We start from the raw sequence: 13,005 nt of genomic DNA on the forward strand, positions 1-13,005 counted from the left end.
CCCGTTCCCATACCGAACACGGAAGTTAAGCTCTTTAGCGCCGATGGTAGTTGGGGGCTTCCCCCTGTGAGAGTAGGACGTCGCTAGGCAATGTAGACAGTCAGCTGAGTGCTGGCTGTTTTTTTATTAACGTAATTATTATTGAAATGAAGCTAAAGCTGATGACAATGAAACAATGAAAAGAGCAACCACAAAATACTCGTTGCTCTTTTTCTATGCTACTTCTTACGGATTGAAGCATTAGCATTATCTCAAAGACTACGAGAATATAAAAATGAAAAAATATAAAAAAGTATTGCATATGTTATTTCCCTATGATATATTTATAAATGTCTTAAAGAGGTCCCGTGGTGTAGCGGTTAACATGCCTGCCTGTCACGCAGGAGATCGCCGGTTCGATCCCGGTCGGGACCGCCATTATAAACGATAATATAGTTCTTATGATGCTTTTAAATCATAAGAACTTTTTTTATTGTTAATATAAGGGAATTAGTGGATATCGATGAAATTGGTTCTATAATATTTGTTGGGGTATCCATAGATTTTTAAAGTAATTATGCCTCGGCACAATTGTAGCTGACGCTTCGCTTTTGCTACAGATAAACAATGTAGCTGACGCTTTGCTTTCGTTACAGATAAACAATGCGTCCAGATTCGGCTTTGTGCTTAGGCCTGCAAATTTTTTTTGTGCGAAAGCGCAGTGCTAGCGTAGCGGCAGCAGCACCGAAGCAGGTCAGTTAGCCGTTATCGCATGGATGCGATGATTTTAGGCTAACATCCTTTATTAACCCCTTTCCGATTCTGACATCCGCCGGAATGCCCCAACACTCATATCGAAAAACTCGTTAGCAAAGGTCCTAGGCTGTATGTGTCAACAAACTGAGAAGGCTTGCAGTTAGTTGCCATACCGCTTGAGAAAACAAGTAGAGTAGTAAACATAAAGATATTCAGGTTTTACGGGCGATTAATCCCCATCTAACCTTTTTTGCTTTCCCTGAATTTTTCTTGTACCCGACGTTACGATTTGGTACAGATAAACTACTGGCTGTTAATAAGGGTGACTATTTTTATCGATTCTTCTCGTGTGAAGGAATTTGGAGGTGTTTAGCATGCGAAATTATTTTTACATAAAACGTCTGAATATAAGCTTACTCATAGGTGCTATTGTAATACTAGCAGGCTGTGGAGATCCTATTTTAGACATAGAGGAGTCCAATGCGTACCACTGGCAGAAAAATATGAACGAAGCCGAATTTGAAAAATTAAAAGAAGGCATGTCATATATGGAAGTAGTGAAAATTGCAGGTGGAGCAGGGGACATGATAAAAAAAGATCAATACCGCTGGAATGATGAAATACTTATGACAAAAACCTATATAGTACGATTTAAAGATGATAAATTGGTTGATAAAAAGGTTAGTGAGGTAAAGGAGCATAAAAAATAAGCACGTTTTTTATAAGCGTGTTTTATTTTTATTTGGCACATAGATTAGTATCGCCACCGACAATTTAGCCCAGGCTTAATTGTTTCAGGCTAATGACGAATGCTAGTTTGCATAAGTTTTAGGACTCACCCCATGATGGACATCAGCTTGGAGTGAAAATCTCTTTATTTAATACACAATAAATTATAATTTTTTGTCGACAAGCTGCAACAATTACGCCAAGGTGTAATTGTTTTTTTGAAATCCATTGGATGTTTTGAACATTTACGCTTGTTTCGGTAAACTAGTAGTAATGGAGCTAGGAGAGGAAAAAGAGATGATGTATGAAAAAATAATGAATTCACTTGATGATACTGAGAATTTTGCGTTGAAGCTAGCAAGCTTACTAGAAGCCCAGGATACAATTACATTAGAGGGTGATTTGGGCGCAGGTAAGACGACATTTACGAAAGCATTAGCGAAGGGGCTTGGCGTGACGAGAACAGTCAATAGCCCGACATTTACGATTGTAAAGCAATATGAGGGGCGTTTACCATTTAATCATTTAGATGTTTATCGTTTAGCAGAAAGCGATGAGGATCTTGGATGGGACGAACTATTTTATGGTGATGCGGTGTCAGTTGTCGAGTGGGCTCATTTGATTGAACAGGATTTACCTCAGGAGCGTCTTGGAATAGAAATTTACCGAATCGGAGAAAATCAACGACGATTTGTATTAACACCACTTGGAATGCGATATGAGGCATTATGTGAGGAGCTAATGAAATGATTTGGTTAGGGATTGAAACAGCGAATGCACCACTTTCTATTGCTGTAATAAAAGATGGGAAAGTGATCGCGGAGATTGTACAAAATATAAAATTAACGCATTCAGCAGGTGCTATGCCAGCCATTGAAGAAGTGCTAGAAAAGGCTGGCATAAAGCCAAGCGAGTTGGATGCGATTGCTGTATCAGAAGGACCTGGTTCTTATACCGGTGTACGAATAGGTGTGACGCTTGCTAAAACATTAGCATGGACATTGAAAAAGCCTTTAGTTGGAATATCTAGCTTAAAGTCATTGGCCGCAAATGCAGCACTATATGATGGGTTTATTTGTCCTATTTTTGATGCGCGAAGAGGTAATGTCTATACGGCCGTTTATAAAGGTTGTGAGCTTGAAACAATTATTGAAGATTATCACGATCATATAGATGGCTTGTTAGAGCGTTTACAGGCTTTAGAGGCACCGGTTTTATTTGTTGGAGCCGATGTAGATGTTTTTTGGCATAAAATCGTAGAGGTACTAGGTGATTATGCGCAGCGTACACCATTTAGTAATGACTTACCAAGGGCAAGTGAAACAATTCGATTAGCGACGAAACTGGAGCTACCAAGTGTGGATGCAGTTCATCATTTTGTCCCGCAATATAAACGTATTGCCGAGGCGGAGGCGAATTGGCTGAAGGAACAAAAGGAGAAGGCGCATGAGTAGTAATGTAACATATCGTAAAATGGTATCTGAAGATGTCTCAGTAGTGTATGAAATTGAGCTTGCTACATTTCCTACACCATGGACGTTAGATTCTTTTTATTATGAAGTGCATGAAAATCAGTATGCACATTATGTGCTAGCTATAGATGAATATAATAACATTATCGGTTTTTGTGGAATGTGGATGGTTATAGACGCAGCGCAAATTACGAACGTTGCCGTTATAGAAGATGCTCGCGGTCGCGGCATTGGTGAAGGATTAATGCGAGAGGCAATGCGTATTGCTAGGGAGCATACTATGGAAGTCATGAGTTTAGAGGTACGAGTAACAAATACAGTTGCCCAAAATCTTTATCGAAAGCTTGATTTCCAAGATGGCGGTATACGTAAAGGCTATTATACAGATAACGGGGAGGATGCCCTTGTCATGTGGGTGAATTTATGATGGAAGATCGAATGATATTAGCAATAGAATCGAGCTGTGATGAAACAGCAGCGGCGATTATTCGAAATGGTTCTGAAATTGTTTCAAATGTAGTTGCATCTCAAATAGAAAGTCATAAACGATTTGGTGGGGTTGTACCTGAAATTGCATCTCGTCATCATGTTGAGCAAATTACAGTAGTGATAGAAGAAGCATTAGCGCAGGCAAATATGAAGCCGGCTGATTTAGATGCTGTGGCAGTTACAGAGGGTCCTGGTCTTGTAGGTGCACTATTAATTGGGATTAATGCCGCAAAGGCCTTTGCATTTGCTAATAATTTACCGATTGTAGGTGTACATCATATAGCTGGACATATATATGCTAATGCACTCGTGCAGCCAATGGAATTCCCATTGTTAGCACTTGTTGTATCAGGTGGCCATACAGAGTTAGTTTATATGAAAGAACATGGCTCTTTTGAAGTCATCGGTGAGACGAGAGATGATGCAGCTGGTGAAGCTTATGATAAGGTTGCGCGTGTTTTAAACTTACCATATCCAGGTGGTCCACGAATTGATAAATTAGCACATGAGGGAGATGAGGCTGTATCCTTCCCAAGAGTGTGGTTAGAGGAAGATTCTTATGATTTTAGTTTTAGCGGCTTGAAATCAGCGGTTATTAATTATAAGCATAATATGGACCAACGCGGTGAAGAAATTTGTCCGACTGCCGTTGCCAAAGGGTTCCAGGATAGCGTAGTTGAAGTATTAACAGCGAAAACATTACGGGCAGCTCGCGAATATAAAGTGAAACAGGTTATTGCAGCGGGTGGTGTAGCGGCAAATAAGGGTTTGCGTACATCACTTGAGATGGTATTTGCTGAAGAAAATATACCATTTTTCGTGCCGCCATTAAAGCTGTGTACAGATAATGCCGCCATGATAGGGGCAGCAGCAACACCTATGTTTGAAGCGGGTATTCGAGGCAATTTATCAATGAACGGTCGTCCTGGAATGGAGTTAAAATCCTGGGTATAACTTCTTTCAGGCGATTTCGGACGTAATTATGCTGAGGCATAATTGATTATAGAAAAAGAGGTGTTTTAGATTTGATTCTAAAATACCTCTTTTGCTTTTGTGAATAAATTGTTGAGAAAACAGTGTCTATAAGAAAATTTGAATCCGATCAGTTGACAAATTTTTCAGAAAATTATCCACAGGTAAGGTAGAAATAAAACAGCGAACATCCGTACTTATGCACAAAGTGTTGATAACTTGTGCATAACTTGTGATTATTCAATATATAGTAGCCTATTTTGTACAAAATGATGTGAATAAAATATTTTTGAATTGTGGACAATGTGGATAAGTCTGTTGATATGTTGGTATTACTAGATTTAAATTGTGTATAAAGTTGTGGGCATTTTTTGTCGAAAAATAGCACTTGACCAATATATATGAAAAATCAACGCGAGTAAAGTAAAAAGCCATGCGACAAGGCACATGGCTTTACAAGTTTTATCCCATCTCAAGAGGTATGTTATACAATAATATTTTCAAGTTCTTCACTTAGCTCAAGCCATTCCATTTCGAATAACTCATACTGTTCCTTAGCAGTTGATAATTCCTCTTGAAGTTGTGTGATTTTTTCGTGGTCTGTGAAAATCTCGGGATCGCAAAGAGCTTCTTCTAAGCGAGCTATTTCAAGATTTACTTGCTGCATTTTCCCCTCTAGTTCCTCAAGCGTGCGTCTAATTTGGCGCTCCCGTTTTTTAGCCTCTTTATCAATTTTAGAGGTAGAGATCTTTTCAGGTACATCAGCGTGTACTTGCGGTTGAGCAGCAGCCTTCATTTGTGCAATTTCTAATAGTTCTTGTTTCTTTTCAAGATAATAATCATAGTCACCTAAGTACTCAAAGGAACCATCGCCGGATAGTTCGATTACTTTAGTAGTGATTCGATTGATGAAATATCGGTCATGCGATACAAATAAGAGCGTTCCAGGATAATCGATCAGTGCGTTTTCCAGTATCTCTTTACTATCTAAGTCTAAGTGATTGGTAGGCTCATCGAGAATTAAGAAATTTGCCTTTTGCATCATCAATTTAGCTAATGCAAGTCTAGCCTTTTCTCCACCAGATAATGATGACACGATTTTATCTACATCATCTCCACTGAATAAGAAACGGCCTAGCACTGTGCGAATATCTTTTTCATTCATTAAAGGCCATTCATCCCATAGCTCTTTTAGCACACTTTTATTGCTCGATAGCTTGGCCTGCTCTTGGTCATAATAACCAATTTGAACATTTGTACCATAGCGAATCTCTCCAGAGAGTGGTAGTAAATCTTTGACGATGGTTTTTAATAAAGTTGATTTACCAACACCATTGGGTCCAACAAGTGCAATACGGTCTTCTCGGAAAGTGCGTAATGTAATGCCGCTTGATATTTTCTTATCACCATAACCTATCGCTAAGTCATCGACAGACAATACATCATTACCACTTTGGCGCTCAATTGTAAAACCGAAGCTTGCTGATTTTTCATCACCATCAGGGGATTCCATCCATTCTGTTCGTTCAAGCATTTTACGACGACTTTGTGCCATTTTAGTAGTAGAAGCACGAGCAATGTTTTTTTGAATAAATTCCTCAAGCTTGGCTTTCTCATCTTGTTGACGTTCATATTGCTTCAAATCACGCTCATAATTTTTAGCTTTTTCATCTAAATAGGCACTATAATTGCCTGTATATTTTGTGACGCGATGACGAGAGACTTCGTAGACAATAGACACAACTTGGTCTAAGAAGTAGCGGTCATGGGAAACAATTAGAATAGCCCCTTCATAGCCTTTTAAATATGATTCCAACCAAGAGAGGGTTTCAATATCTAAATGGTTAGTAGGTTCATCGAGTATTAATAGGTCAGGTTTACTTAACAAAAGCTTAGCAAGCGCTAACCGAGTTCGTTGTCCTCCTGATAGTGAGCTAATTGGCTTTTCGTAATCATTAGGATAGAACTGCATGCCATGAAGCACAGAACGTGTATCAGATTCATATTGATAGCCACCTGCATCCTTAAAATTATGCTGCAAATGATCGTATTCAGACATTATTTTTGCATATAAAGTAGGGTTTTCATAAACAGCAGGGTCGGCCATTTGTTGTTCTAATGATCGGATTGCTCGTTCTTGGGTAATAAGCGGCTCAAAAATTGTCATCATTTCATCCCAAATCGACAATGTTGAGTTTAAACCAGCATGCTGCTCCAAATATCCAATTTGTATACCTTTAGGGATAATAATATCGCCAGAGTCATATGACAGTTGACCAGCAATTATTTTAAGTAAAGTAGACTTACCAGCACCGTTACGACCTACTAATGCAACGCGGTCACGATGTTGAACCTCTAATTTTACGCCACTCAAAATTTCATCTGCAAGGAAGGATTTATATAGTTGATTGACTTGTAAAACAATCATTCTTGACACCTCAATTCTTCCTTAGTGTAATGGATGTACGATTTGCTTGCAATGTCGGTGCTTTACTTATTCCAAGCTGTCATGTAAGATTGAAACGATTTCCCTTTAGTTAGTGGCGTAAAAGCGCCATTAACTAAAGGGAAATACTCCAGTGAATATTATAAACTTAGAAATAGTTAATTAAGTGTGTATCATAAATAGATTTGATACTCTATAAGGAGGAAAGAGTTTGAAACAAGAATTAAAAATTCCACAAGCCACTACGAAAAGACTTCCTCTTTACTATCGATTTATCCAAAACTTTGCACAAGAAGGCATGGAACGTATTTCGTCGAAGGAACTGAGTGAAGCGATGAAAATTGATTCTGCAACTATTCGCCGTGATTTTTCTTATTTTGGTGCTCTTGGGAAAAAGGGATATGGCTATGATGTGCAACATCTCTTGGAATTTTTTAGTCAAACGCTCGATCAACATGAAGCGACAAAAGTAGCGTTAGTTGGTGTAGGGAATTTAGGTAGTGCTTTATTAAAATATAATTTTCAAAAAAATCATAATACTCATATCGTTGTGGCATTTGACTCAAAGGCCCCAAAGGAAGGGAAGATGATTAGTAATATTCCTGTTTTTCATCCAGATTTATTAGAAGAAAAGTATGCAGAATATGGAGCGGAGCTTGCAATTTTAACAGTTTCACCACGCTCTGCACAGAAAATGGCTGATAGATTAGCGGCGATGAACGCAAAAGGAATTTTAAACTTTACGCCAGAGCGTATTACTGTACCAGATAAAATGCAACTTTTAACGATTGATTTGTCGGTAGAATTGCAGGCACTCATTTATTTAATTCGTAATCAGGAAGAGTGATAATCGTACATAATTTAATTTCTTTCAGCGAATGTCTTTTGTACCGAAAGCGAAGCGACAGCAGCAATTATGCCAAGGAATAATTAGTATAGCTCACAGTTTCTGTCAATAAAAGTATGAGATAAAATGAGAGAGTGACGAAAAACTTTCACATAATATTAGTTAGCAAAATGGCGAAATATGCGTTAAAATGATGGATATAAAGAGGAGGTGGCTGGAATGAGTCCAATCGGTCCAATGAGCCTCATTATTATCGGAGTTGTCGCATTACTAATTTTTGGTCCTAAGAAGTTACCAGAGCTTGGTAAAGCATTTGGTTCAACATTACGTGAATTCAAAAATGCTACTAGAGGATTAGCCGACGAAGATGATGATGACAAGAAAAAGAAAGAACTAGATAAGTAAAGTTAGGATGTTTGAGGAATGAATCCAAAAGATCTAACTGTCATTGAACATATAGAAGAATTAAGAAAACGGCTTTTCATTGTTGCCGTTTTCTTTGTTCTCGCTATGGTTGGGGGCTTTTTTGTCGCAAAGCCGCTTGTTAAATACCTTCAATCTACTGGAGCGGATTACGATATAAAGCTTCATGCATTTGATGTAGCAACACCACTTGCAATTTATATCCAAGTTGTTTTTATAATTGCATTTATCCTTTCATCGCCAGTGTTTATGTATCAATTGTGGTCGTTTATTAGCCCAGGATTAAGAGATGTAGAACGAAAAGCAACCTTAAGCTATATACCGTATTCATTTTTATTATTTTTAGCAGGGTTGTCCTTTTCATATTATTTACTATTCCCGTACGTCTTAAAGTTTATGATGAATTTATCAAATGAATTAGAAATTCAGCAAATGATTGGCATACATGAATATTTTTCGTTTTTATTTAAACTTACAATTCCGTTTGGTTTCCTTTTCCAATTGCCGATTGTAGTCCTGTTCTTTTCGCGTATTGGGATTTTATCTCCTGAGTTACTAATTCGTATTCGTAAGTACTCATACTTTGGTTTATTTGTATGTGCTGCTTTAATCGCACCGCCTGAATTAGCTTCGCACTTAATGGTTTCAGTACCGTTGTTTGTTCTTTATGAAATTAGCATTATGATTTCTCGTATTGGCTATAAGAAATACTTAAAATCAGAGGAAATGCGAATGAAGGAAGAACAAGAGGCTGAGCAAAAACGCCAGATTGAAGAGGCGCTTGAACAGCAGAGACGTCAAATCGAAGAATTGAATCAATAATAATAGAAGCTCGATGCTAATTAGTAGCATCGAGCTTTTTCGTCAGCTTAACTTTAAATAAAAATCAGTGGGAAGAAAAACTCCCACTGATTTTCATTGCATTTTTTCTAGTTCTTGAAGAAACTTTTGCAATGGTTCTGCATACAATTGTACAAGCGTCACAAAACCATTTAGCATAACGTGGGCGATAATGGACGTCCAAATGCGTTTTGTTTTGTGATATAAGAAGGCAAAAATCAATCCACAAATTGTATAAAGCAAGATATGTGTGAAGTCGAAATGAATAAGGGCAAAGAAAATGGCGCTTATTATACCGGCTATCCAGAAATTCGTTGTTTGGACAAGCGATCCGAAAATAACACGACGGAAAACGAATTCTTCTAATATTGGCCCAAACACGACAATCGCTAATATCGCAATAGGAGCGCCTTTTGCAATAGCTACAATATCAGCTGTGTTTTCCGATCCACCTTGGATACCGAATACAGCCATTTCGATAGCTGCGCCAATCATTTGGCCGAAGAAAACTAAGAAGAAACCGATAATTCCCCACATAATTGACAGTGGTATAGTTTCTTTCTTTCCTTTATAAATATTCCAAAAAGCTTTATCGCGAGATGTTAGGATTAAGCTTAGAATTAACGCAATGGCAAAGCTAAGTGCGATATACCAGCCTTGAGTAAGCGGAGCAGCTTGCTCACTAGGCAAACCGGTTGTACTCATGACCATCTTGTGAAACGGTTTTGCCAGTAATATCCCTGATATTTGCATGAGGATATAGATCAGTAAAACATAAAGGGCTGTTTTTTTATGTTTAGTTATTTTTTGAGAATTGTTCACAGTCAAAATCCTTTCCATTCATTATGCTACCTTTCTATTGTAGAGGAATATGGAAAGAAAACAAAATTTTTCGAAGTTCTGACTTGCAAAAAAAAGTGTGATTGATTATCATAATAATTGTATTAGCACTCGACTAGATAGAGTGCTAATAAACTTTCAAGTATATAATTAATTAATAGGAGGTTGTTTCACTTGTTAAGACCACTAGGAGATCGTATTGTAATCGAACTAATCGAGGTAGAAGAAAAATCTGCATTCGGTATTGTACTGCCAGACTCTGCAAAAGAAAAACCGCAAGAAGGTAAAGTTGTAGCAGTTGGGACGGGTCGTATTTTAGAGAACGGGCAACGTGTAGAGCTTGACGTAAAAGTTGACGACCGCATTATTTTCTCAAAATACTCTGGTACAGAAGTTAAATATGAAAGTAATGAATACCTAATTTTACGCGAAAGCGATATTCTTGCAATTATTGAATAAGTTAATACTTTTAAAGTAAATGCCTTTAGTGATTGTCATAGATAAACAAAAAAATAGATGGCAATGACAGTATGGCGAAATTTTTATAAATATATTGATGAAGCTTAACGAATATTCCATTTCAGGAGGGTAAATTCAAATGGCAAAAGATATTAAATTCTCAGAAGACGCTCGTTCATTAATGCTACAAGGTGTAGATAAATTAGCAAACGCAGTAAAAATTACTCTAGGGCCTAAAGGTCGTAACGTAGTTTTAGAAAAAAAATTCGGTTCACCACTTATTACAAATGATGGTGTAACAATTGCGAAAGAAATCGAACTAGAAAACCCGTACGAAAACATGGGGGCAAAATTAGTAGCAGAAGTTGCTTCTAAAACAAACGAAATCGCTGGTGACGGTACAACAACTGCAACAGTATTAGCGCAAGCAATTATTCGTGAAGGCTTGAAAAACGTAACAGCTGGTGCAAACCCTGTAGGCATTCGTAAAGGGATCGACAAAGCAGTTGCAGCAGCCCTTACAGAATTACACGCTATTTCTCGCCCAGTAAGCAACAAAGAAGAAATCGCACAAGTTGCGGCAATCTCTGCTGCTGATGATGAAGTAGGGCAATTAATTGCAGAAGCAATGGAACGTGTGGGTAACGATGGTGTTATTACAATTGAAGAGTCTAAAGGCTTCACAACTGAACTTGATGTAGTTGAAGGTATGCAATTCGACCGTGGCTATGCATCACACTACATGGTAACAGATACAGATAAAATGGAAGCGGTATTAGATAACCCATACATTTTAATTACTGATAAAAAAATTACAAACATCCAAGAAGTATTACCATTATTAGAACAAGTGGTACAACAAGGTCGTCCACTATTAATCATCGCTGAAGATGTTGAAGGTGAAGCTCTTGCAACACTTGTAGTGAACAAACTTCGTGGTACATTCAATGCTGTAGCGGTTAAAGCTCCAGGATTTGGTGACCGTCGTAAAGCAATGCTTGAAGATATCGCAATTTTATCAGGTGGTCAAGTAATTACAGAAGAACTAGGCTTAGACCTTAAATCAGCTGATATTACATCACTTGGTCGCGCTGCGAAAGTTGTTGTTACAAAAGACAACACAACAATCGTAGAAGGTGTTGGCGGTGCAGATGCAATCGAAGGCCGTATTGGTCAAATCCGTGCTCAGCTTGCTGAAACAACTTCAGAATTCGATAAAGAAAAATTACAAGAACGCCTTGCAAAATTAGCAGGTGGTGTAGCAGTAATCAAAGTTGGTGCTGCAACAGAAACAGAACTAAAAGAACGTAAACTACGCATTGAAGACGCTCTTAACTCAACTCGTGCAGCAGTTGAAGAAGGTATCGTATCAGGTGGTGGTACGGCACTTCTTAACGTATATGCAGCAGTTGAAAACGTTGCAGATGCAGAAGAAGGCGACGTAGCAACTGGTGTGAAAATTGTTCTGCGTGCTTTAGAAGAGCCAGTTCGTCAAATCGCAAACAACGCTGGTCTTGAAGGCTCAATTATCGTAGATCGCCTAAAACGCGAAGAAATCGGTGTAGGCTTCAACGCTGCAACAGGCGAATGGGTAAACATGATGGAAGCGGGCGTAGTAGACCCAGCGAAAGTAACTCGCTCAGCTCTACAAAACGCAGCATCTGTCGCAGCTCTATTCTTAACAACAGAAGCAGTTGTAGCAGACATTCCAGAAGCAGCTCCAGCAATGCCAGATATGTCTGGTATGGGCGGCATGCCAGGAATGATGTAATCTACGGCTCCAGTCAAAAAAATCACTTCTCAAATTGAGAAGTGATTTTTTTATGCTTTAGCGAATATTTTTTAGTGAATCACTGATAGAATATGGACAATCGCTGATAAAAGTAGCAAAATCGCTGATAAGCCTCCGACAATCGCTGATAAAAATAGCAAAATCGCTGATAAGCCTCTGACAATCGCTGATAAAGTGGAGCAAACCTGCTAAAAAACTCCGGAAAAGTAGCTTGGAGTTATTCTTTTTGCTTCAACCTAAAATTAGGAGAAATATAAGAGATAAGCGCATAATCGATTTCTTCTCCTGCTTGAGTTGATAATTGCACAAGTAAAGATTCTTCGGTATTTGTGGGATGTATAGCGCTTGTTTTTATAGTAACCACTTGAACACCGGTTCTTCTTGGATATACAACAACGACCACCTGATTCCCCAACGTATAAACTGCCGTAATATCAGATTGGAACGCGACAATATATAAATCTAAATCCGATTCATTTTGAAACAATGGAATCGTGAATCCCATATTTTGTTCAAAGTCGTACCATTCGGAAAGAGCAACATCGTAATTCGTAAATAGTCGATGCAGTGCATAATGAATTCTAGTTGGAACATAGCTCCACCGACCGATTGAGCTATGCCAATATTCTTCATAAGCGGGTCTCTTATAGCCAGGATTATTGACGATAACCTCATAAGGAATAGTAGTGCCATTCTCGATCACCTGTGAAAGTGTAACAAATTTTGATGGAGGAGTTAATTCTGGAAAAGGAGGATCAGCAATTGTTTGGGGTTTTATCGGTTCAAGGCTTTTTAAACGATTTTCTAGGCCTTTTATTTGTGCTTTAAGTCCATTTAATCTTCTCAATTCTTTTGCATCGAAAGAAGATACAATGCTCAAATTAATTAAAAGTAGACTAATCATACATAAAGTAATTTTTTTTACGTTACACATAGATACACCTCTCTATATACTGTGCTC

At 38.1% G+C, this 13,005-nt stretch carries 13 protein-coding genes, 1 tRNA gene and 1 rRNA gene; 12 read left to right on the forward strand and 3 right to left on the reverse strand.

What is annotated here, in order from left to right; all coding sequences use genetic code 11:
• The 7 genes from rrf to tsaD form a co-directional block, all read left to right on the forward strand.
• A 5S ribosomal RNA gene (rrf, locus tag ACMZ42_RS26365) occupies positions 1-89 on the forward strand; the annotation flags it as partial.
• A gap of 252 nt (positions 90-341) precedes the next feature.
• A tRNA-Asp gene (locus ACMZ42_RS26370) sits at positions 342-417 on the forward strand.
• A gap of 692 nt (positions 418-1,109) precedes the next feature.
• Entirely contained in the window at positions 1,110-1,445 is a 336-nt protein-coding gene (locus tag ACMZ42_RS26375) for a hypothetical protein (protein ID WP_370083197.1), read from the forward strand.
• A 319-nt stretch (positions 1,446-1,764) separates the two neighbouring features.
• Positions 1,765-2,214, forward strand: a complete 450-nt coding sequence (gene tsaE, locus ACMZ42_RS26380) for a tRNA (adenosine(37)-N6)-threonylcarbamoyltransferase complex ATPase subunit type 1 TsaE (protein WP_370083207.1) — start codon at positions 1,765-1,767, stop codon at positions 2,212-2,214.
• Complete coding sequence (gene tsaB / locus ACMZ42_RS26385) at positions 2,211-2,918, forward strand: tRNA (adenosine(37)-N6)-threonylcarbamoyltransferase complex dimerization subunit type 1 TsaB (RefSeq protein WP_370083195.1); 708 nt, start codon at positions 2,211-2,213, stop codon at positions 2,916-2,918. The genes tsaE and tsaB overlap by 4 nt, the downstream gene beginning before the upstream one ends.
• Entirely contained in the window at positions 2,911-3,363 is a 453-nt protein-coding gene (rimI, locus tag ACMZ42_RS26390; RefSeq protein WP_415733336.1) for a ribosomal protein S18-alanine N-acetyltransferase, read from the forward strand. The genes tsaB and rimI overlap by 8 nt, the downstream gene beginning before the upstream one ends.
• Positions 3,363-4,379, forward strand: coding sequence for a tRNA (adenosine(37)-N6)-threonylcarbamoyltransferase complex transferase subunit TsaD (gene tsaD / locus ACMZ42_RS26395; protein ID WP_370083205.1), 1,017 nt, complete (start codon positions 3,363-3,365; stop codon positions 4,377-4,379). The genes rimI and tsaD overlap by 1 nt, the downstream gene beginning before the upstream one ends.
• Before the next feature lie 502 nt (positions 4,380-4,881).
• Here tsaD and ACMZ42_RS26400 read toward each other — a convergent pair.
• A complete protein-coding gene (locus ACMZ42_RS26400) occupies positions 4,882-6,825 on the reverse strand; it encodes an ATP-binding cassette domain-containing protein (RefSeq protein WP_415733337.1) in 1,944 nt (647 codons plus the stop codon).
• 229 nt (positions 6,826-7,054) lie between these two features.
• On the opposite strand from ACMZ42_RS26400, the gene ACMZ42_RS26405 reads away from it, so the two are divergent.
• From ACMZ42_RS26405 to tatC, 3 genes are all read left to right on the forward strand, one after another.
• Positions 7,055-7,690: a redox-sensing transcriptional repressor Rex gene (locus tag ACMZ42_RS26405; RefSeq protein WP_370083191.1), complete on the forward strand. Its 636-nt coding sequence runs from the start codon at positions 7,055-7,057 to the stop codon at positions 7,688-7,690.
• 219 nt (positions 7,691-7,909) lie between these two features.
• A complete protein-coding gene (locus ACMZ42_RS26410; RefSeq protein WP_415733338.1) occupies positions 7,910-8,095 on the forward strand; it encodes a twin-arginine translocase TatA/TatE family subunit in 186 nt (61 codons plus the stop codon).
• A gap of 18 nt (positions 8,096-8,113) precedes the next feature.
• The gene (gene tatC, locus ACMZ42_RS26415; RefSeq protein WP_415733339.1) at positions 8,114-8,935 is read left to right on the forward strand and encodes a twin-arginine translocase subunit TatC; all 822 of its coding nucleotides are present in this window, start codon (positions 8,114-8,116) and stop codon (positions 8,933-8,935) included.
• A gap of 93 nt (positions 8,936-9,028) precedes the next feature.
• Here the strand turns inward: tatC and ACMZ42_RS26420 are convergent, their stop codons facing one another.
• On the reverse strand, positions 9,029-9,793 hold the full coding sequence (locus ACMZ42_RS26420) for a lysostaphin resistance A-like protein (protein ID WP_415733340.1): 765 nt from the start codon (positions 9,791-9,793) through the stop codon (positions 9,029-9,031).
• Between the two features lie 174 nt (positions 9,794-9,967).
• Here ACMZ42_RS26420 and groES point away from each other — a divergent pair, with 174 nt between their 5' ends.
• Together groES and groL are read left to right on the forward strand one after the other, a co-directional pair.
• Positions 9,968-10,252, forward strand: a complete 285-nt coding sequence (groES, locus tag ACMZ42_RS26425) for a co-chaperone GroES (RefSeq protein ID WP_370083183.1) — start codon at positions 9,968-9,970, stop codon at positions 10,250-10,252.
• A gap of 139 nt (positions 10,253-10,391) precedes the next feature.
• On the forward strand, positions 10,392-12,023 hold the full coding sequence (gene groL, locus ACMZ42_RS26430) for a chaperonin GroEL (protein WP_370083181.1): 1,632 nt from the start codon (positions 10,392-10,394) through the stop codon (positions 12,021-12,023).
• A 238-nt stretch (positions 12,024-12,261) separates the two neighbouring features.
• Here the strand turns inward: groL and ACMZ42_RS26435 are convergent, their stop codons facing one another.
• Entirely contained in the window at positions 12,262-12,978 is a 717-nt protein-coding gene (locus tag ACMZ42_RS26435) for a hypothetical protein (RefSeq protein WP_415733341.1), read from the reverse strand.
• Between the last annotated feature and the right edge of the window lie 27 nt (positions 12,979-13,005).

Source organism: Lysinibacillus sp. NPDC056185 (genome assembly GCF_047737915.1).
GTDB lineage: Bacteria > Bacillota > Bacilli > Bacillales_A > Planococcaceae > Lysinibacillus.